The following is a 21,858-nucleotide window of genomic DNA, read 5'->3' as shown; positions in this document are numbered from 1 at the left end:
TAGATGAAAATTAGAATAATATACCTCATTATTTTTTGCAGTCAATTGACTTTTAGCCAGGATTTAAAACCACAATATCAAAAGTTTATCAAAAGCTTTATTGCCAATGTAAAAAGCAATAACAAAGAGGGAGTTGCGGCTTTTATTTCTTTTCCGCTTGGAAGAGATTATCCAATTCCGAACGTTAAAAACAAAGCTGATTTTATAAAGAAATACGATCAGATTTTTGATGTGACGTTGAAAAATGAAATCATTAAATCAAATCCCGCAAAAGATTGGTCGGAAGTTGGCTGGCGAGGAATTATGCTGAATCAAGGCACTTTATGGATTGATACTGATGGAAAAATTATTAGTATTAATTATCAATCTCAGGCTGAGAAAAATCTTAGTAATAAATTGATTGCGGCCGAGAAAGCAAAACTGCATCCGTCAATCGCAAAATTTAAAGCTCCGGAATATATTCTGGAATCGTCAAAATTCAGAATTAGAATTGATGATTTAGGAAATAATAATTACCGTTATGCTTCTTGGTCTCTCAAACAAAAAATGAGTGAAAAGCCTGATTTAGTTATTACTAACGGAAAATGGATTCCCGACGGAAGTGGAGGAAATAGCTATTTCGATTTTAAAAAAGGTGATTATCTGTATCGATGTTACATCATCGTTTTAGGGACAAATGATTCACCGCCTGCGACTTTGACCATTTATCAGAACAATAAAAAGATTCTGGAGCAAGATGCTATTATTGTAAAATAATATTTATTTTAAAAACCTTGTTTATAGGTTTAATAGTGTTAAAATATTAATTAATTGTCTAGTATTCAATATTTAAGGTTATTTTTATAAAGCATTTAAATGCATAAAATCTTATAAATAAGCTTTTCTAACTATTAATTTTTTTAACCTTAAAACCTATTTAACTATGACAAACAATCCATTTTTGGCCGCTCCAAAGTATGCAATTACTCATTTTGATTCTGCTCAAACCGACAATTTTCCAAATGAAGTTCCGCGAGATATTAAAAATGTAACATCAGTTTTGCCATTGCTTACACCTTTACCACAAGTTGCAGGCGGACCCATTAACATCATGACATTAGCCTCTACAGATCCGGATTATATGTGGGGAGTTTCACTTACAGATGTTTCTTATATCAGAGTTTCAAATGATAATTTTACGCCGCTTTACAGATTACCACTTCCCGGCGCCCCAACTATTGTAACATCACTTTTGGCATCTGTTTTAAATCAGCCGTTTGCATCAATTACTGCAATTCAAACTGCATTAAGCGCACTTGGACTTGGCGGAGGAAGCGGTTTTGGACTTTTTGGAGGCGTTTATAGTGTTGTAGATAATAATAATGATGTATACGTGAACTATTTAGGAGCAATAAATGCCATAAATTTAAAATCATCAGTTTTATTTCCGGGAATTGAAGTTAAACGAAGCATACAGACGTCTACAGTTCTCCCGAGCGGCGAATCGGTTGCGGGATTATCGATGACATTTGACGGACGTTTGATTGTTGTTGGCGGACGCTCTATTACAATCTTAAACAGAAATCTAACAGCTCCTGCTTTAGCGCAGTATACTTTTAGCCCAACAGAAACAATTTCTAATTCTGTAGCAGTAGATGAAGATGGAGGAATTTATGTTGTTACCGATAAAAAAATGTATAAATTGGTTTGGACAGGAACCATAATTTCCTCTAATCCGGCAGATGGTGCTTGGGAATCTGCTTATCCTACAGGCGATACTTTCCCGACTCTTTTTGGTTCCGGCTCTGGAGCAACACCAACTTTAATGGGGTTTGGAAATGATGCAGATAAACTCGTCGTTATCACAGACGGGCTGAAAAGAATGGGCTTGATCGCCTTTTGGCGAAATGAGATTCCGGTTGGTTTTACAGATAGAATTGCAGGACAGATACAAGTAACTTGCGGCTTACCATTGACAACAGAATTTATACAAACAGATCAATCTGTAGCAGTAAGCGGATATGGCGCTTTTGTTGTAAATAATGTTAGTCTGACAGATGACCAGCTAACCGGAGCAGTTCTTGTAGATGCTCTTGCCCGGGGACCAATTTTAGATGCTCCCTTTGGAGTAGAAAGGTTTGAATGGAATCCCGTTACACATTCATGGAGTTCTGTCTGGACTCGCGGAGATGTTTCAGATGTAAGTATGGTTCCGGGAATTAGTACAGGATCTAATATCGTTTTTGTAAATGGATATTATAAAACAGCAGGAACAGGATGGGAAATTACCGGTTTGGATTGGCTAACAGGCGATACTGTACACAAGAGAATTTTTGGAAATAATATTTTTGGAAATGGTTTTTATGCCCTTATTCAATATATTGGCAATGGAGATTTAATTATGAATAGTCTTATCGGGCATGGCCGTGTACAGCAAAATGGAGTTGTTTACCTGACATAGAGCAAAGATAATTATGAGATAAAAAAAATCCTGTTCCACATGAAACAGGATTTTTATTTTTATATCTGCGCTTGCGCTTTATCTAAAGCCTTTTGCTGATCAATTTGCTTTACTTTAAGTTTTTGAATTTCAAGCTCATTCTTTTTTATTTTCAATTGTTGTTTTTGAGATTCTTCATCAGAAAGGGAACCTAGTTTTGAATTTATTTTTTGATTCTCCGATTCTAATTTAGCAACTTTCTTTTTACTGGTAGCTAAATCTTTTTCAGAATTTTTCAAATCCTTTTGATGTTTCTCGACTTGTTTTTTCTCCTTTTCTACTCGCTTTTGTTCCTTTTTTAATTTTGCCTGTTCGTCATTAAGTTTCGCATGATATTCATCAGATGCTTTTTTAGCGTCTTTTTCGGCCTTCTGGTTGATGATTTGCTGCTGTTTGTCACTAGTCACTATTTTCTGTGCAAAAAACGCCTGAGAACTCAACATTAGCATTAATGCCAAAGTAAATTTAATTGTAGTATTCATTAATGTTTATTTTTAAAATTTACCAGCAAAAATAAACGGTGAATTATCTGCATGACGACTGCAGACGATTTTTAAAGGACAAAATAGGGCAAAAAAAAATCCAATTCTGCAGAATTGGATTTTCTTAATTTTTATAAAGATTCGATTAAAATCCAGGCATCCGGATTTTCGCCTTTCTGAATTTCTTTTTGTGCTTTTTCAGCTTCTGCCATTGTTGCATAACTTCCGTACAAAACCGGAAATAAACCATGCTTGTTTTCACCAAGCATTCTCGCACTGTAACCGTCTTTAATCAACTGATCATATGCTTTTTTGGCATTTTGTTCACTTCTAAAAGCTCCTGCCATAATATGATAAGGCATTTTTTTGGTTTCTACAGTTTCTGTTTTTGAAGAATCCACAGAAAGTGTAACTGCCGGCAACGGATTTTGAATAAAAAAAGTTGCTTCTTGTATTTTGTTTTCTACCTTTTTCTGAACTGCACTTTCAACGATAAGTGTTTGTGTTGCAATTTGGTTTTGGTAAATAGGATATCCAATACTTCCTGTAATACCAAGGCCTAAAACGAATATTGCAGCATATCTTAAATATGATTTTGAAGATTTAATTTCATCTTCATCTTCGTTTAAGGCGATAGCTTCTCTTTCTTCAAGTTCCGCCACTTTTTTCTCAAACATTTCTCTTTTTACAACAGGAGAAACAAACGGACTTAGTCCGAAAGAGCTTGTTAGATAGTTATGTTGATCGTTTGGTGAGAAAACCATATTTTGATCTGCATTCAAACGGATATCACCAATATTTTTTAATTGCAAAGAGCCATATTCTTCTAATACTTTTTTCCAGTTTAAAACCTCGTGGGCAATAGCACTCACAGCAAAACCGTATGATGTGTTTTCTGCCTGAGCAATATGATTTGCTAATAGTCCGTCATTGTTTTTTAACAGACCATTGAATGAGATTGTTTTTTTTGGTGGAAAAAACGAATTTGTGCTCTCATTCACCTGAGCCGGCTGAATTTCTGTTAGAAATGCTCCAAATCCGGGAACCGTTACACACTGATAACGATACAATAATTGCGCGATGTAAGTTTCGATTTTCATAGTAACAAAGTTATGCATCCAATATAGTTATCAAAATTTTATTCACAATTTTTATTAACAATCAGAATTGTTTTACATGTTGTTCTTTTTCAACGATTTAAATATAATTAGTTTTTTGATAATAATTATAATAAGGTTTAAATATTTTATTTTAGCAGGAAATTACTTCTGTTTTATATCTTTGTTCTTCTTAAAAGTAGTCGGGATGTTATTGTTTTAAAGATTTTTTCTACTTCTTAAAAATTAAATTTTATTATGTCAGAACAAGATTTGTTTTATTTGTTAGCCTTACTAAAAGTAGAAGGTGTTGGTGATATTATGGCCAAAAAATTACTGACTCATTTTGGAAAGGCAGAAACGGTTTTTACAACAAAAACAAATCAAATTGCTGCCATTGATGGAGTTGGTGCTGTTTTATTAAAAAATTTGAAAGACAAATCCATCTTTGAAAAAGCGAGTAAAGAACTTGATTTTATTAAATCTAATGATATAAAAGTTTCTTTCTTTCAGGACGAAAATTATCCGGAACGCCTGAAACATTGTTTTGATTCGCCTGTTTTGATCTTTTCTGCAGGAAATATGAATTTAAAAAACAAAAGAACAATCAGTATTGTGGGTACGCGCCAGATTACTTCCTACGGAACGGATTTTTGTAGAAAACTAATTGAAGATTTGGCACCTCTTGATCCCGTAATAGTAAGCGGTTTTGCTTACGGAGTTGATATTGTAGCCCACCAAATTGCGATGGAAAATAATTTGCAAACCATTGGTGTTCTGGCACATGGTTTAAATCAGATTTATCCAAAAACGCACAAAAAATATGTTGCAAAGATGGAGGAGAACGGTGGCTTTATTACTGAATTCTGGAGTTCGTCAAATCCGGATAAAGAAAATTTCGTGCGCCGAAATCGCATTGTGGCCGGAATGACGGAAGCTACAATTGTCATTGAATCTGCTGATAAAGGAGGATCATTGATTACCGCAAATCTTGCCAATGATTATAATCGGGATGTTTTTGCGGTTCCGGGCCGGGTTACTGATAAGTACAGTCAGGGCTGCAATGATTTGATTAAAACACAAAAAGCAAATGTTCTGTCGAGCGCTGCAGATTTGATTTATATGCTCAATTGGGACATTGAAAAAAAAGTCAAATCAATTCAAAAATCATTGTTTGTTGATCTCGAACCTGATGAGCAAAAAGTGTATGATTTTTTAATAAAAAATGGCAAAGAATTGCTGGATATTATTGCCTTGCAGTGCGATTTCCCGATTTTTAAAATCTCAGGGGTTTTGTTAAATATGGAACTTAAAGGGGTAATTAGACCATTGCCAGGCAAATTATTTGAAGCTATTTAACGAGTAATTACTGAATTAAAATTATTTTTTTCCTTTAAAATGTCTGTATAATTGATACAAGACAATAATCAAAATAATGGCAAATACAACATTCAGAATCTGAAATAAATAGGGTGGAACATCATAATCTTCTACGAACTTATTCATCTTATTTGGTTTTGATTATACTTGAAAGTATTGATTTTGATGAAATTACGAATTATTTATTAAAGTTTCTACATTCTGAAATAAAAAAACCTCCTGCGTAAACAAGAGGTTATATCTATTTTTGAAAAGCTATTATTTTCCGAAACCAAGAACTTCGCGAACCTTTGTCAAAACACCATCCGCAACAACAGAAGCTTTTGAGGCTCCTTTTTTCAATAGTGCATCCACTTCTTCAAGGTTGTTGATATAGTAATTGTATTTTTCTCTTTCGGTTTTAAATTTTTCTGTAATTAATTCAAAAAGAGCTTGTTTGGCATGACCGTAACCATAATTTCCGCCTAAATAATTGGCTCTCATTTCGGCAATTTGAGTTTCATTTGCCAGTAAAGAATAAATCGCAAAAGCGTTGCAGGTATCCGGATTTTTCGGTTCTTCAAGAGGTGTACTATCAGTTTCGATACTCATAACCTGCTTGCGAAGCGTTTTATCATCCAGGAAAATATTGATAATATTATTGGCAGATTTACTCATTTTTCCGCCATTAGTTCCGGGAATCAGCATACTGTCTTCCTGAATTTTAGCTTCAGGGATTACAAAAGTTTCTCCCATTTGGTGGTTGAAACGGGAAGCCACATCACGTGTGATTTCCAAATGCTGTAATTGGTCTTTTCCAACCGGTACAAATTCTGCATCATACAGCAAAATATCTGCCGCCATTAACATCGGATAAGTAAAAAGTCCCGCGTTTACATCATCTAAGCGATCAGCTTTATCCTTGAAAGAATGCGCTAAAGTCAAACGTTGAAACGGAAAAAAGCAGCTTAAATACCAGGTTAATTCAGCAGTTTGAGTCACATCAGATTGTCTGTAAAATGTAACTTTATCAGGATTTAGTCCACACGCAAGCCATGCCGCTGCGGTGCTATACGTATTTTCTCTTAATGTTTTACCATCTTTAATTTGCGTAATCGAGTGTAAATCAGCAATAAACAAATATGATTCATTTGCAGGATTGTTTGATAATTCGATTGCAGGAATAATTGCTCCTAATAAATTGCCTAAGTGTGGCGTTCCAGTACTCTGAACACCGGTTAGTATTTTTGCCATTCTCGTTTTTTCTTATTACTAAACGCAAAGTTCGTTTTTTTACGGCAAACTGTGTAATTTTTTAATTGTAAATGTTTTTTCTCGGAATGTTTAATTTTTTACCACGGAGAACACGAAGTTTTTCACAGAGGGAAGAAGTTTTTAAGTTTGCAGATAAAATAAATTTTATTGAGAGCACAAGTTAAGTGTATTGTTAATCGTTGATCACTCTTCTGACTCCATTTTTTAATAAAATTTCATTGAAATTTATAAGTAATCCTAGTTTATAATTACCAAGTTTTAAGTAAGTCAACGTTTGAGCTAAATGAATTGTAGTTAAAGATTCTACGCTTTTAATTTCTACTATAAATTTGTTTTCAACCAATAAATCGATACGGTAACCACAATCTAATTTTACTTCTTCAAATATTACTGGCATCAGCTTTTCCTTTTCTACTAAAAGTCCTCTCTGTTTGATTTTGTAGTAGAGACATTCTTGATAAGCATTTTCTAACAAACCAGGTCCTAAAGCTTTATGGACCTGAATTGCTAATCCAATTATGATAGTTGATATTTCATTTTCTGTCATATAGTAATTTATATTTTTAACGCATATTTTCGTATAAAAATAATAATTTTTTTGCCACATGGAGCATAAAATTTTCGCAAGGTGACGAAGTATTTGCTAATAAATTGAAAATCAAAAGAATTTTTGAAGATAGGGACAAAGTATAAAACTCCGTGATCTTATTGCTTGCAATTAAGTTTCAATCCTACTTCTTTTCTCTGTGAAAAAACTTTGTGTTCTCTGTGGTAAAAAACATTCCAGTTTTATTAACACCAAAAATTCTTTTATTAAAATTCACTTCTGATTTCTTACATTTGAAACCATGAAAGGAATTAAAATTATTTTTTGGGTTTTGTGGCGCATTTGGTTTTACATTTTAATGGCCATTCCGATATTGATTATGCTGCCGTTTTTGCTAATTTCTATTATTTCGGAAAGCGGATACCCCTATTTTTTTAAAATGGCCCGCATTTGGGCTAAATTTATCCTTTTCGGGATGGGTTTTTATTATATGATCGAACGTTTGCAGAAACTTGAGAAGGGAAAGAGTTACATGATCGTCGCAAATCATACTTCAATGACAGATATTATGCTGATGTTGGCTATAGTTCGAAATCCGTTTGTATTTGTTGGAAAAAAAGAGCTTTCAAAAATTCCGTTATTTGGATTTTTCTATAAAAGAACTTGTATTCTGGTTGACAGAAATTCATCGAGAAGCAAAAATGAAGTTTTTAAAAGGGCACAAGACAGACTTAGTCAAGGACTTAGTATTTGTATTTTTCCTGAAGGCGGGGTTCCTGACGATGAAACTATTTTGTTGGATGAATTTAAAGACGGCGCTTTTCGTTTGGCAATAGATCATCAAATTCCGATTGTACCCATTGTTTTTGCCGATAATAAAGAGCGATTCTCCTATACATTTTTGAGCGGCAGTCCGGGAAAAATGAGAATAAAGGTTTTGCCATTTATAGAAACCAAAGGCTTAACAAGTGAAAACAGGAAAGATCTAAGAGATCAGGTAAGACAATTGATTTATAAAGGATTACTTGAATTTAAAAAGAAAAAGAACCAGAGTACTTAAAATAATAAACCCGGCAAACTGTAAAAGCTTGCCGGGTTTTATTTTGAATTAAAACCCCTTTTATATTCAAAATTTATCGATGTATTATTTTCTCAGAAATAAAACGTAATACTTTCTTAATTTTTAATTTGGTTTTTCTACGGTTTTTATTCAACAACACTTCTAGTTTCTCTTTCATGGTTACAAATCTTAAGGGTTGATAATAAAGAGTTTGATTAAAACTCAAGTTAACGTCACAATTAATAGATTCTAAAAAATGAAAAAGGTTGCGTTTAAACGTAAAATATTTCTTAAAAAAGAATAAAAACCCGTTAGCACCAAAAAAAACTAACGGATCTTTATAAACAATAAACAACCAAATTTATTCTAAAAACAAACTTTTGATTAAGGTATTTATGGCAGTAAATACCGTGTAAAATCTTGAGTCTCTTTATAAGATGTAATTGTTTTAAAAGGGTTGCGTCAGTTTTTTGTTTTTTTTGAAATAAAAAAACCCGACAAGTTTTTTAAAACTGTCGGGTTTGAATTATAAACGCTGCAATTAGCAGATATTTAATATTTTATGCGTTAGCCAATTCTTTGATGTGAGCTTTTATTTTAAGTTCTAATTCATCAGCTAATTCCGGATTATCTTTAATTAATGCTTTTACAGCATCACGACCTTGTCCTAATTTTGTATCTCCGTAGCTAAACCATGAACCTGCTTTTTTAACAATGTCAAACTCCACAGCCAAATCTAAAATTTCACCTGTTTTAGAAACTCCTTCTCCGTACATAATGTCGAATTCAGCAGTTTTAAAAGGTGGTGCTACTTTGTTTTTAACCACTTTTACTTTAGTTCTGTTTCCGATAACATTTTCACCATCTTTAATTTGAGAGGAACGACGAATATCTAAACGTACTGAAGCATAGAATTTTAAGGCGTTACCACCGGTTGTAGTTTCAGGGTTACCAAACATTACACCAATTTTCTCTCTCAACTGGTTGATGAAGAAAACGGTACAATTTGTTTTGCTGATAGTTCCGGTAAGTTTTCTCAAAGCCTGAGACATCAAACGCGCGTGAAGACCCATTTTAGAATCTCCCATTTCACCTTCGATTTCACTTTTTGGAGTCAACGCAGCAACCGAGTCAATAACAACAATATCAATTGCTCCTGAACGAATTAAGTTTTCGGCAATTTCTAAAGCTTGTTCTCCGTTATCTGGTTGAGAGATGATCAGGTTTTCGATATCTACGCCTAATTTCTCGGCATAATTTCTATCAAAAGCGTGCTCTGCATCTATAAAAGCAGCAATTCCTCCGGCTTTTTGAGCTTCGGCAATTGCGTGTAAAGTTAATGTTGTTTTACCAGAAGATTCCGGTCCGTATATTTCGATAATTCTTCCTTTTGGGTAACCGTTTACTCCAAGTGCTAAATCAACACCAAGAGAACCTGAAGAAATTGTTTCAACTTCTACAATGGCTTTATCTCCCATTTTCATTACAGTTCCTTTACCGTAAGTCTTATCTAGTTTGTCAAGCGTAAGTTGGAGCGCTTTTAATTTGGCTTCTTTTTCTGAACTCATCTTTTCTTTTTCTTTTACTTCTTTTACTTTTTCTTTCATCTATATTTTTATAATTCTTTCATTCTCAAAATAAACCTGAATTTAAATAGCTTCCTGATTTAGATTTTTCATGGGCATGTAATTTTGTAAAATTACTTCTTTTTTTGAAGTTTCATTGTTCCAAATTGTATCAAATTTTCACAAAAATTGTCCTATAAAAATAAAGCCTTTAATTCTGTAGCTTCTGACGGTTTTATTTTTCCGGCAAGCAGTAAACTTAGTTGTTTACGACGAAGTGCGGCGTCAAAACGTTGTATTTCAAGTTCAGTTTCCGGTATAATTGCCGGCACTTCAACAGGTCTTCCGCTATCATCCACCGCGACAAAAGTATAAATAGCTTCGTTGGCTTTGGTTCTGCTTCCCGACTCACGGTCTTCTACCCAAACATCAATAAAAACTTCCATAGAACTTTTAAAAGATCTTGAAACTTTTGCTTCTATTGTCACTACGGCTCCAAGGGGAATAGCTCTATTAAAAGCAACGTGATTTACAGATGCCGTAACTACAATTCGGCGGGAATGTCTGCGTGCCGCAATACTTGCCGCGCGGTCCATTCTGGCTAATAATTCGCCGCCAAAAAGGTTGTTTAAAGGATTAGTTTCGCTCGGTAAAACTAAATCGGTTAAAATAGTTAGAGATTCTGAAGGGTGTTTTGGATTCATTTTTTTAATGTAAAATTATTTTTTGCTGTTCGCTAAAGCGAACAATTTATTTTTTGCCACAAATTTCAGATTATCAGATTTTTAATCATTTTAATTTGAAATCTGTGGCATATTTTTTAATTCAGCCAATAAACAGCCATAATGGCCGGAACAAAATAAATAACAATGGTTCTTGCTCCATCGTAATCTTTGGCCAATCGTTGTCCAAAAAGCATCATTAACAATGAGATACATGAAAAAACGGCACCGTAAAAACCAAATTCACGACCACTGTTTGTTACTAATTGTATAGCACCAACGACACATAAAATTCCGGAAATTAATTCTAAAATTAAGAGGTGAAGAAGCGCGAGTGGCACTTGGTTTTTTAGTGGGGTTTTTGCAAAATGTTCTTTTAGCCAGGTAACATTATCTTTCCAGTAAAAAATTTTCTCGTAGCCTGATTGTAAAAATGTTAAGGCCAAAAAAATCAAAAGTAAAATAGAGGCAACATTATTCATTTGAAATTATTTTTTATGAATTAAACGAGTCAGTTTTATAGATAAATCTGTTAAAATTATTTTTGCATTTCCGTTTCTTTCAATATGGTACATCGCATCTGAAAGTTCTTTGAAAATGTCATGAATGTTGTTTCCGTTTACAAATGGTGCAAAATTTTCTAATTTGAATTTATCAACTTTCGGTTCTATATAGACCAAAGACGGCGCTTCATAATTAAGTAAAAGTGCCTGACGAAACATTTCGATACAAAACTGAATGAATTTTTTCTGGCTTTCGCGACCCAGGCCTGCAATTTCTTCACTCCAGGAAATTAAATCCTGAATGGCGGCGGCATTGCCTTTGGCTCTAAAAGCAGCGCGAACCCAATTTACAAACCATTGCTCAAAAGGAAATTCAGAATCATCTTCTTTTAGTAAAGAAACTGCTTTGTTGAAATTTCCCTGTGCCTGATGGGCAATTTTTTTGGCTAAGTTGGAATCTATATTTTCTTGAGAAACCAAGGCTTCTGCAATTACTTTTTCGGGTAAACCGTTAAAGTGAATTACCTGACAACGAGATCGTATGGTTTGAATAATATCTTCTTCGTTTTCAGAAATCAGAATAAAAATGGTTTTATCGGAAGGTTCTTCTAAAAGTTTTAAAAGTTTGTTTGAAGCGGCGATATTCATTTTATCGGCCATCCAGATGATCATAATTTTATAACCGCCTTCGTATGATTTTAACGAAAGTGATTTTAAAACTTCCTGAGCATCTTCGACACGTATTTCTCCTTGTTTGTTTTGAACGCCGAGAATTTTATACCAGTCAAACAAACCTCCGTAGGGCATTTCGTTAATGAAATTTCGCCAGTCCTGAATGAAATCTAAACTTTTGGGTTTTGTTTTTACATCTTCTGTAGTTACGGTTGGATAAATAAAATGCAAATCAGGATGCGAAAGGTTTTGGAATTTAAGATTGCAGGAATCGTTTCCATTTGAATTTTCGTCGCCTGTGTTATTGCATAAAATATATTGCGCATAGGCAATAGCTGTTGATAAAGTACCACTTCCTTCTGGCCCAATGAATAATTGTGCATGTGGAATTCGCCCGGAAGCCGCACTTTTTATCAAGTGACTTTTGATGTAATCCTGACCTAAAATTTGTGAAAATTGCATGAAGCAAAGATATAAGAAAATGATGTAGGCAAAAATTTTCAGTAAAAAGTTTAATTCTGTAGGTTCATTTTTGTATTTATGAAATGTTTTTTAACTGAATTGTTGATTTATTTCTTCTTAAGTTTTATCAATACTGAGATGATTTGAATAGATATTAAGATTTTTTTGTTAATAGTTTTTGCAAAAATGTTTAAATCAGATGTCTTTTTTGAGTACAATAATGCGTAAAGAGTTAATTTACTTAAACTATTTCTTACAGGAAAAAATTTTAACAAAATTAACAAAATCTTCGGCAAAACGCATATTTTCTCGACCTACGACCCTTTTTTAAGGTTATTTTAAGGTGAATTTTCGAAAAAAAAAAACATTAAAGTTGCGATTTAACATAATTTATATATTTTTGTTTTCATCAACAACCAATTTTTAATAAGAATTTATGAAAGGGAAAATTATTTTTTTAAGCTTATTTTTTATTTTGACAACTGCGGCAGCATCAGCTCAAGCTAAGAACGCTCCCAGAAGTATTATTAGTACAACAGCTCTTATTCGTAAATACCACGATCAAAAAGAATTGAGCGGTATGCAAAAAGGAGAACTTTTAGAGTTGTACATTGAACGAATTAAAGTATTAGTTAAGACTCTCCCTTACATTGCATTGGTGACAAAACCAGGTGTGACGATGGCAGACTTAGGTATTCCGGACGATTCTGAGCACAAAAAAGTTTTAGACAATCAGGCTGTAGGTACATCAGCATTCTTAGACGTAACTGTAGAGTTTCAAAGAAAAATGATGCCATACTCTGATAAAGGAAACTTAATTGCAGCTATTTTATTTTACGAAAGCACATTAAAATCATTACACGAGTTCAATGAATTGAACGAAATGTAATAAAAATAAAATTTTTTAAAACTTTCTTTGAAGTGTTTACGTAAATGAACTCGAACATCTAAAAGAAGTTAAAAAATATTAACTCGTTCTCGATGTGTTCTGATAGCTTTCAGGAAAATCGAGATGAGTTTTTATCATATTACGCATACCCAAATTTATTATTAACCTAATACCCTTTTATCATGAAAAAATTACTCAAATTATCTGCGTTCTTTTGACAGTTACGAGTATGAGTGCTCAACAAGAAAAAGGAATTATGGGCTACAACAACTGGTTGAACAACTGGACTGAATTTAAGCCTAACAAAGTTGACTATGGTGAAGCAAACCAAATTTTAGCAGGAAACATTTCTGTTAATACTAAATTGCTTAAAAGAAACATTTATGTTTTGCAAGGAAACGTTTATGTTACAAACAATGCCGTTTTAACAATTGAACCGGGAACTTTAATTATTGGTGATTTCGAAACAAAAGGAACATTGGTAGTTACAAAAGGTGCGCAACTTGTTGCAGATGGTTTAGAAACAGATCCAATTGTATTTACATCAAACCGCAGCCAGAAAAAAGCTGGTGACTGGGGTGGACTTGTAATTCTTGGTGATGCGCCAATTAACAAATTTGGAAATGTTGGTTCTTACAATCTAGATCTTGATCCTACACTTACTACTTACGGTGGTGACAATGTAGCTGGTAACTCAGGTATTTTAAGATATGTTAGAATCGAGTTTGCAGGTAAAAAAGTTAAAGGTATGGATACTTTCAATGGTTTAACTATTGCAGGTGTTGGAAACAAAACTATTCTTGAAAACGTTATGGTAAGCTACTCTGGTGGTGACTCATTTGCTTTTTACGGTGGTGATGTAAATGCTAGTAAATTAGTATCATACAAATCAATCAACGACGATTATAAATTTACTCAAGGTATTCAATGTCGTTTATACAATTCATTAGCGGTAAGATCTTCTTATTTATCAAGTAATAAAGATGGTTCTCGTTGCATGGAAGTAAAATCATACGAAAAGAAAAGCGAAACTGATTTTACTAAAAAACAAACTCTTGTTGCTGCAACAAACATTACAATGCTTAATGATAGCGAAAACATCAATGCTGATATTCAGGCTGGTTTAGTAAAAGAAGCAATTTATGTTGCTGAAAATGCTTCTCTTGAGATGAAAAGAAGTGTAATCTCTGGATTTAATCCTGCTGTTTTACTAGATAGCAAAACTGAGATTAACGATGCCAACCTTAAAAAAATCAAATTTGAAGAAATGTATTTCAACCTATGTAAAGGAAACATCTTTACTGAATACAATTCTAACAACGAAGATTTAGAGAGCTGGTATGGTAATACTGTTTTCTTTAATGTTAAATCTCAAAGTGACAACAAAGAGACATTCATTGATATCTATAACCCTAAGAAACCAGATTTCAGATTACAATTAGGAAAAATTACAGCATCTAGCGGAAACAGATAGATAGATTTAGATTTTTATTTCAGAGCGTAAATTTTATTAATAAAGTCCCCAGACACAATTTATGTGTATTCGTCTCAACGGACCCAAATAAAGATCAAAATATAATGGCCCCGATAAAAAGATATTTTACTTGTATAATATTTTTGATTTCGCCTGTAACGTCATGTCTGTATGCACAGAATACAATAGAAAAACCTACAGTTTCTGTTGTTTCTGATTGCGAGATGACTTCGTGTACACTTAATCAAAAGAATGATATAGCTGATAAACGTATCAGCAAATTAGATAATTCTAATCAGTTTATAGTAGGGCTATCCATCCCCAAGGATAGCCTTGCTATGGCAGCTGATGTAGAGAATCAAACTACTTCAGGATGTGACGAAAATTCAGTAATTGCTGGTTCTTATTCAGTTCTTGCAAAAGACATTATTGAGAACTACAAATATGATTTTTCTGAAACATTCATTGATATTTTGTTTTTTGAAGATATAGATTTAGCAAGAAAACGCACTATATGATTCGAAAAATTACTCTCTCTTTTACTAAATACTTTTTTTTATTTAGCTTTTTATTTATTGCTAAATCAAACCTGCATGCTCAGGCACCAATCATAGTTCCACAACAACTAGAAGCTGGTCTTGACAGATTTTGTGCGGGTGCGAGTTTCAACGAATACAAAGCAACTTTTACTTATCTGGATTTTCCGGCTGGAACAACTTTTCAAATTGAATTTTCAGATCCTTCCGGAAGCTTTACACAAAACACTATGATTGCCCGAGAGATCAGCGTTAGTGATCCAGGCGCAACGCAAAAGACGATTCGATTTGCTGTGCCAGAAGAACTAATAGGCTCTGATACTTATAGCATGAGGGTAAAAAGTTCTACAGGAGTAGTAAGTCAGAGAATTAAAAACTCAGTAGGTGAAACTTCTTTTGGAGTGTTTTTTAAAAGTTATGAGGGTGCTTTTTATATCAATAATAAAAATACAGAAGCTACTATCTGCGCAGGCAGTAGTATGACACTGACAGTTTTTAACGAAACACCCAATGTTAAAACTTCATCTCCCGCAAATTATCCTAATCTTAAATATAAATGGTTTAAAGACAATGTTCTTATTGCCGGACAAACAGGTTTATCGTTAGTAATAAATGCGCCAGGTGAATATTATTCACAAATAGAATATGGAGTTTGTACGGAACCGAATACGAGTTCAAACCGTGTTAATGTTGTTTCTTCCGGTTCAGGCTCTGCAGCGGTAATTAATTCAAGTCTTGGAAACCCTTTTTGCGCCAATGGCAGTGGTACAGTTTTAACTGCTACTTCTGGAAACAGCTATGTTTGGAAAAGAAATGGTCAGGCCATTCCGGGTTCTACAAGAAGTATTACAGCAAATGAATCCGGTTTATATACAGTTGATGTAGATTTTGGCGGGTGTATAGCTACAGGAAGTATAGATTTAAAAAGTAACGGTTTTAACGCAAGTATTGATGTTCCGGTAAGTCCGGAAATCAATCGTATTGAAGAGGGAGAAACTTTAAATGTATCAGTTACAACGGATGCAACAAGCCCAACTTTTGAATGGTATTTTAATGGAACTTTAATTAATGGAGCAACTACGAATTCGTATTTAGTTGCAGTTACAGGAAATTATAAAGTTAAGATCTCTCAAAGTTCAGGATGTCTTGCTTCAACAGAATTTGAGTTTAGAGTTTCCGGGCCTTCGGCGCCATCAACGGTTATTCCGAATATTATTAAGTTAAGTGGTTTAAATCCATATTGGAATATCCCAAATGAATATAAAAATACAAACACCAAAGTAATGATAATAAGTTCAAATGGTGATATGGTTTTGGACGTTGTCGATTATCAGGGCGATTGGCCACAAACCTCAATAGATTTTAAAAATGTCAATCCAGTTTATTACTATGTCATTAAAGGCGACGCAGGTGAAAAAAAAGGATCAATAACTGTGATTAAATAATGAAGAAAATTTTACTATTCATAACTTTATTTTACGGTTTTTCAAATGTACTCTATTCCCAGACTTCTGAGAATGGAGTTGTTTCGTTTTCATTACCAATTAGAAATTCTTTAAAGTTTAATAGATATTTAATTAACCCTGCATTTAGTTTCGTTCGTGAACAAAATGCTTATGTAAGTTTTTATAATAAAAGGCAATGGGTGCAGTTTGAAGATGCCCCAAACACTTATTTATTTGGTTACTCAGGTCGTTTTAGAGAAAATGAAGCTTTTGCTTTTGGTTTATTTCAACAAAACTATGGTTTAATGACTGTGTTTGGTGGAGTTGGTAACTTTGCACATAATATCGTTTTGAACCAGGATAGTAATTTAACTTTCGGTTTAAACGTTGGTGCTTATCAAAGTGGTTTAAACAAAGGAAAAATTATATCTGACGACACAACTATTTTAGATGGAGATTATCCATCAAATACAATGCTTACTGTAAATCCGGGTATTAACTACGGAACAGCATTTCTTGATTTTGGAGTTTCTGTAAACAATTTAATTCTTTACAACTTTGGTTCAGGGGTTGTAAAAGACGATCCCGAAAGAGCAATCGAATTGCATGCAATGTATACAGGATATATTGATAGTTATGGTTTTTTCGAACAAAGTAAATTCTCAGGAATTGTAAAAACAGAAATTAAACAAGATAAAGCAGTCATTTCAGGACTTGCCATGATTTCTGTTCCAAAAGGAGTTTGGGCACAAGCAGGATACAATACTTTATACGGAGTTTCAGCAGGACTTGGATTTAATATTACGCCAAGTATTGCTATAGAATATAATTATGAAAGAGGAATGGGGAATTTTACCAATTTAGGTGGTTCCCATGAATTTGCTATCGCTTACAAATTCAAAAACAGAAGTTACTATTACGGAGATGATGAAGATGGTGCTCTTATAGACCCAGCCAGATCTAAACCAGTAATTGCTAAAAAAACAACATCTACGACTCCTGTTACAAGAACAAATGGAGCTGAAAAAGCAAAACTTGCAGCCGATGCAAAAGCACAAGCTGATGCCGATGCAAAAGCACAAGCTGATGCCGATGCACAAAAAATACGACTTGCAGCTGCAGAAAAAGCCAAGGCTGATGCCGAAGCCGCTGCAAAAGCAAAACTAGAAGCCGACAACAAAGCTAAAGCAGACGCTGAAGCATTAAAAATAAGATTAGCTGCCGATGCAAAAGCAAAAGCAGATGCACAAGCTGCTGAAAAAGCGAGATTAGCTGCAGATAATAAAACCAAAGCCGATGCACAGGCTGCAGAAAGAGCAAGATTAGCAGCTGATACCAAAGCGAAAGCTGATGCACAAGCAGCAGAAAAAGCAAGACTAGCTGCAGATAATAAAGCAAAAGCTGATGCACAAGCTGCGGAAAGAGTAAGATTAGCCGCTGATGCAAAAACGAAAGCCGATGCCCAAGCTGCAGAGAGAGCAAGACTAGCTGCAGATGCAAAAACGAAAGCCGATGCCCAAGCTGCAGAGAGAGCAAGATTAGCTGCCGATGCAAAAGCCAAAGCAGATGCACAAGGTACAGCCAAAACACAAATAGCTGCAACCAACCAACCAGCAACAGCTACAGAAAAAACAGCTGCACAATTGGCTGCTGATAAATCAAAAGCCGATGCACAAGCTGCAGAAAGAGCCAGATTAACTGCTGGAAATAAAACAAATGCGGATGCACAGGCAGTAGAAAGAGCAAGATTAGCCGCAGATAATAAAACGAAAGCTGATGCACAAGCAGAGCAAAGAGCAAAATTAGCTGCAGATAATAAAACGAAAGCTGATGCACAAGCTGCACAAAGAGCAAGATTGCTAGCAGACAATAAAGCAAAAGCTGATGCACAAGCTGCAGAGAGAGCAAGAATTGCTGCAGATAATAAGGCAAAAGCTGATGCACAGGATGCAGAAAGAGCAAAACTAGCTGCAGAAAATAAAGCCAGAGTAGATGCCCAGATTGCAGAAAGAGCCAGATTAGCCGCTGCAAAAGGAAAAGTTGATGCCGAAGGAGTGACTAAAACGCCAGCTGTCACAGAAACGCCAGCTGTTGCAGAAACACCAGCTGTTACTGAAAAAGTAGCTGAGCCACAAAAAACAGCTGCAGAATTAGCTGCAGAAAAAGCAAAAGCAGATGCAGAAGCATTAAAAATAAAATTAGCTGCTGATGCTCAGGCAAAAGCAGATGCTGCAGAAGCTAAACGTAAAGCTGATGCCAAAGCGAAAGCTGAAGCGGCAGATTTACAATCAATCCTAGCGGCTGACGCCAAAGCAAAAGCAGATTCAGATGCTCTTCAGGCTAGGTTAGCTGCCGAAGCAAAAGCAAAAGCGGCTGCTGCTGCAAAAACTAAAGTAAGTATTGATGCTGCCAATAGAGCTAAATTAGCTGCCGAAGCAAAAGAAAAAGCTGCACAAGAAGCTGCATTAAAAGAAAAAGCTGCAGCAGAAGCAAAAGCAAAAGCTGATGAAGAAGCTAGACAATCCAGACTTGCTTCTGAAGCAAAAGCGAAAGCCGACGCTGAGGCATTAAAAATAAAATTAGCTGCAGAAGCAAAAGCAAAAGCAGATGCTGAAGCTCAGGCAAAATTAGCTGCAGAAGCAAAAGCGAAAGCTGATGCAGAAGCGCTTCAGGCAAAACTTGTTGCAGATGCAAAGGCCAAAGCAGATGCTGAAGCTCAGGCAAAATTAGCTGCAGAAGCAAAAGCGAAAGCTGATGCAGAAGCACTTCAGGCAAAACTTGTTGCAGATGCAAAGGCCAAAGCAGATGCTGAAGCTCAGGCAAAATTAGCTGCCGAAGCAAAAGCAAAAGCTGATGCTGAAGCACAACAAGCAAAACTAGCTGCAGAAGCAAAAGCAAAAGCTGATGCTGAAGCATTAAAAATAAAACTAGCTGAAGAAGCAAAAGCGAAGGCTGACGCCGAAGCTGAACAAAAGAGATTAGCTGCCGAAGCAAAAGTGAAAGCAGATGCAGAAGCACAACAAGCAAAACTAGCTGACGAGGCAAAAGCAAAAGCAGATGCTGAAGCATTAAAAATAAAATTAGCTGAAGAGGCAAAAGCGAAAGCCGACGCCGAAGCTGAACAAAAAAGATTAGCTGCTGATGCCAAAGCGAAAGCTGAAGCAGAAGCTCGTGAAGCAAAACTAGCTGCGGAAAATAAAGCAAAAGCCGACGCTGAAGCACAACAAGCTAAACTAGCCGCTGATGCAAAAGCTAAAGCCGATATGGCAGCTTTACAAGCGAAATTATTAGCAGATGCAAGAGTAAAAGCTGATGCAGAAGCGACTGAAAGACTAAAAGCAGAACAAGAGTCTAAAAAATTACAAGAAGAAGAAGAACGTCAAGCTAAATTAGCTGCAGAAGCAAAAGCCAAAGCAGATGCAGAAGCTCAACAAGCAAAATTAGCTGCAGAAGCAAAAGCAAAAGCCGACGCTGAAGCACAACAAGCTAAACTTGCTGCAGAAGCAAAAGCGAAAGCCGATGCAGAAGCTCAACAAGCTAAACTTGCAGCTGAAAATAAAGCGAAAGCCGATGCGGAAGCACAACAAGCTAAACTTGCTGCAGAAGCAAAAGCGAAAGCCGATGCAGAAGCTCAACAAGCTAAACTTGCAGCTGAAAATAAAGCCAAAGCCGACGCAGAAGCTCAACAAGCTAAACTTGCTGCAGAAGCAAAAGCGAAAGCCGATGCAGAAGCTCAACAAGCTAAACTTGCAGCTGAAAATAAAGCCAAAGCCGACGCAGAAGCTCAACAAGCTAAACTTGCTGCAGAAGCAAAAGCGAAAGCCGATGCAGAAGCTCAACAAGCTAAACTTGCAGCTGAAAATAAAGCCAAAGCCGACGCAGAAGCTCAACAAGCTAAACTTGCAGCTGAAAATAAAGCCAAAGCCGACGCAGAAGCTCAACAAGCTAAATTGGCTGCAGAAGCAAAAGCGAAAGCCGACGCAGAAGCGCAACAAGCTAAATTAGCTGCTGAAAATAAAGCAAAAGCAGATGCCGATGCACAACAAGCTAAATTGGCTGCAGAAGCAAAAGCGAAAGCCGATGCAGACGCACAACAAGCAAAATTAGCTGCAGATGCAAAAGCCAAAGCTGATATGGCCGCTGAACAAGCTAGATTATTGGCTGATCAAAGAGCGAAAGCTGATGCAGAAGCAAATGAAAAACTGAAAGCCGAAGAAGAAGTAAGACAATTAAGACTTGCTGAAGAAGCACAACAAGCCAAGTTGCTTGCAGACGCTAAAGCAAAAGCTGATGCAGATGCACTTGCAAGAGCAGCTGCTACAGACGAGGCAGGAAAGGCAATTGATAATTTAGCACTTTCATTAGATGAATCTGCTAAAACTCAAGATGATTTATTAACACAGTTTAATGCTACTGTGGCAAATAAACAGAAAGATCTTGATGACTTAAAAGAAGAAAACGATTTAAGTGATAAAGGAATTTACAAAGAGCCAAAACCTTTCAAAAGCGTTGCAGCTGAAAACAGTCAGATAGAAGCTTTAAAATTACAAATAGCTGAAGCAAACAGAATTCAGAAAGATGAAATTGCAAGGCTAACTAATTTATATAACGAAAGACTTAAAAAATTCCCTAATAAAAATGATGCTACAAACAGGGCTTATTTAGAAAAAATAAACCAATTGAAAGCGGCACAATTAAAAATGGAAGCAGATAGTGCAGCATTACTTGCGAATTTAGAACGCATTAAAGCTGAAACTGAAATTGAAAAGAAACGTAGAATTAAGCAGGCAGCATATGAGAATGATCAGGGAAGATATGCACAGGATTTAGCAGCTCTTAAACGTATAAAAGAAACTACAAAACCAAGTAGTACGCCGTTAACTGCAAGTGATTTTGATTTTGGTGAAGACCAGTCGAACATGCAGATTATAAAAAATATTAAAAATGCTGACAGCGGTTTTTATTTAATTATTGCAGTTCACAGCAGTGTTGAAAAAAGAGATGAATTCTTAACTAAAGCGGTAGCCGCGGGACGTACAGATGTTAATTTCTTCTACAACGTAACAACAAGTAAATATTACATCTATTACGAAAAAGTCGATGGATTACAAGAAGCTCAAAAAGCAATGGAATCTAAAGGAAATGCGCCATACAACGGGAAAATGGCCATCGTAAAAGTGGAAAATTAAAGATAAATAAAAAGTATAGGCAGCTCTTCATTAAAAGAGTAAATACTAAAGATTAAATGTTTATAAGTGCTAATTATTTTGCTTTCTGATGCCCCTCAGGAA

At 35.2% G+C, this 21,858-nt stretch carries 18 protein-coding genes; 9 read left to right on the top strand and 9 right to left on the bottom strand.

Annotated elements, in window-relative coordinates; translation table 11 throughout:
• Positions 1-3 precede the first annotated feature (3 nt).
• The gene (locus BUE22_RS07445) at positions 4-756 is read left to right on the top strand and encodes a hypothetical protein (protein WP_073394429.1); all 753 of its coding nucleotides are present in this window, start codon (positions 4-6) and stop codon (positions 754-756) included.
• Positions 757-922: 166 nt separating this feature from the next.
• Positions 923-2,440 carry a hypothetical protein gene (locus BUE22_RS07440; RefSeq protein WP_073394428.1) on the top strand — a complete coding sequence of 506 codons (1,518 nt, stop codon included), beginning with the start codon at positions 923-925 and terminating at the stop codon, positions 2,438-2,440.
• Positions 2,441-2,499: 59 nt separating this feature from the next.
• Here BUE22_RS07440 and BUE22_RS07435 read toward each other — a convergent pair whose 3' ends face one another.
• Both BUE22_RS07435 and BUE22_RS07430 read right to left on the bottom strand, forming a co-directional pair.
• The gene (locus BUE22_RS07435; protein ID WP_073394427.1) at positions 2,500-2,961 is read right to left on the bottom strand and encodes a hypothetical protein; all 462 of its coding nucleotides are present in this window, start codon (positions 2,959-2,961) and stop codon (positions 2,500-2,502) included.
• 131 nt (positions 2,962-3,092) lie between these two features.
• Positions 3,093-4,061 (bottom strand): HU domain-containing protein, encoded by a 969-nt coding sequence (locus tag BUE22_RS07430; RefSeq protein WP_073394426.1) that lies wholly within the window; start codon positions 4,059-4,061, stop codon positions 3,093-3,095.
• A 255-nt stretch (positions 4,062-4,316) separates the two neighbouring features.
• Between BUE22_RS07430 and dprA the strand changes: the two genes are divergently transcribed.
• A complete protein-coding gene (gene dprA, locus BUE22_RS07425) occupies positions 4,317-5,417 on the top strand; it encodes a DNA-processing protein DprA (protein WP_073394425.1) in 1,101 nt (366 codons plus the stop codon).
• Positions 5,418-5,438: 21 nt separating this feature from the next.
• Here dprA and BUE22_RS23830 read toward each other — a convergent pair whose 3' ends face one another.
• From BUE22_RS23830 to BUE22_RS07415, 3 genes are all read right to left on the bottom strand, one after another.
• Positions 5,439-5,564 carry a FeoB-associated Cys-rich membrane protein gene (locus tag BUE22_RS23830; protein ID WP_207384887.1) on the bottom strand — a complete coding sequence of 42 codons (126 nt, stop codon included), beginning with the start codon at positions 5,562-5,564 and terminating at the stop codon, positions 5,439-5,441.
• Positions 5,565-5,696: 132 nt separating this feature from the next.
• A complete protein-coding gene (trpS, locus tag BUE22_RS07420; RefSeq protein ID WP_073394424.1) occupies positions 5,697-6,671 on the bottom strand; it encodes a tryptophan--tRNA ligase in 975 nt (324 codons plus the stop codon).
• A gap of 193 nt (positions 6,672-6,864) precedes the next feature.
• A complete protein-coding gene (locus BUE22_RS07415) occupies positions 6,865-7,239 on the bottom strand; it encodes a GxxExxY protein (protein WP_073395009.1) in 375 nt (124 codons plus the stop codon).
• A 301-nt stretch (positions 7,240-7,540) separates the two neighbouring features.
• On the opposite strand from BUE22_RS07415, the gene BUE22_RS07410 reads away from it, so the two are divergent.
• On the top strand, positions 7,541-8,299 hold the full coding sequence (locus BUE22_RS07410; RefSeq protein WP_073394423.1) for a lysophospholipid acyltransferase family protein: 759 nt from the start codon (positions 7,541-7,543) through the stop codon (positions 8,297-8,299).
• A 560-nt stretch (positions 8,300-8,859) separates the two neighbouring features.
• Here the strand turns inward: BUE22_RS07410 and recA are convergent.
• The 4 genes from recA to BUE22_RS07385 all read right to left on the bottom strand — a co-directional run bounded on the left by recA (position 8,860) and on the right by BUE22_RS07385 (position 12,223).
• Positions 8,860-9,867 (bottom strand): recombinase RecA, encoded by a 1,008-nt coding sequence (gene recA, locus BUE22_RS07400; protein ID WP_042564963.1) that lies wholly within the window; start codon positions 9,865-9,867, stop codon positions 8,860-8,862.
• 191 nt (positions 9,868-10,058) lie between these two features.
• Positions 10,059-10,568 (bottom strand): acyl-CoA thioesterase, encoded by a 510-nt coding sequence (locus BUE22_RS07395; RefSeq protein WP_042564932.1) that lies wholly within the window; start codon positions 10,566-10,568, stop codon positions 10,059-10,061.
• A gap of 116 nt (positions 10,569-10,684) precedes the next feature.
• Positions 10,685-11,068 (bottom strand): DoxX family membrane protein, encoded by a 384-nt coding sequence (locus tag BUE22_RS07390; protein ID WP_042564933.1) that lies wholly within the window; start codon positions 11,066-11,068, stop codon positions 10,685-10,687.
• 6 nt (positions 11,069-11,074) lie between these two features.
• A complete protein-coding gene (locus tag BUE22_RS07385) occupies positions 11,075-12,223 on the bottom strand; it encodes a DNA polymerase III subunit (protein WP_073394421.1) in 1,149 nt (382 codons plus the stop codon).
• 436 nt (positions 12,224-12,659) lie between these two features.
• Here BUE22_RS07385 and BUE22_RS07380 point away from each other — a divergent pair, with 436 nt between their 5' ends.
• The 5 genes from BUE22_RS07380 (at position 12,660) to BUE22_RS24005 (ending at position 21,756) form a co-directional block, all read left to right on the top strand.
• Positions 12,660-13,112: a hypothetical protein gene (locus BUE22_RS07380; protein ID WP_042564935.1), complete on the top strand. Its 453-nt coding sequence runs from the start codon at positions 12,660-12,662 to the stop codon at positions 13,110-13,112.
• Between the two features lie 229 nt (positions 13,113-13,341).
• Positions 13,342-14,586, top strand: a complete 1,245-nt coding sequence (locus tag BUE22_RS07375) for a hypothetical protein (protein ID WP_073394420.1) — start codon at positions 13,342-13,344, stop codon at positions 14,584-14,586.
• Between the two features lie 104 nt (positions 14,587-14,690).
• A complete protein-coding gene (locus tag BUE22_RS07370) occupies positions 14,691-15,104 on the top strand; it encodes a hypothetical protein (RefSeq protein WP_073394419.1) in 414 nt (137 codons plus the stop codon).
• The gene (sprC, locus tag BUE22_RS07365; RefSeq protein ID WP_073394418.1) at positions 15,101-16,567 is read left to right on the top strand and encodes a gliding motility protein SprC; all 1,467 of its coding nucleotides are present in this window, start codon (positions 15,101-15,103) and stop codon (positions 16,565-16,567) included. Before BUE22_RS07370 ends, sprC begins: the two co-directional genes overlap by 4 nt.
• Entirely contained in the window at positions 16,567-21,756 is a 5,190-nt protein-coding gene (locus tag BUE22_RS24005) for a PorP/SprF family type IX secretion system membrane protein (RefSeq protein WP_073394417.1), read from the top strand. Before sprC ends, BUE22_RS24005 begins: the two co-directional genes overlap by 1 nt.
• The last annotated feature ends 102 nt before the right edge of the window (positions 21,757-21,858 follow it).

Source organism: Flavobacterium pectinovorum, assembly GCF_900142715.1.
Classification (GTDB): Bacteria; Bacteroidota; Bacteroidia; order Flavobacteriales; family Flavobacteriaceae; genus Flavobacterium; species Flavobacterium pectinovorum.
Note: the sequence above shows the minus strand (reverse complement) of the source record. Positions and strands in the feature narration are given on the sequence as shown.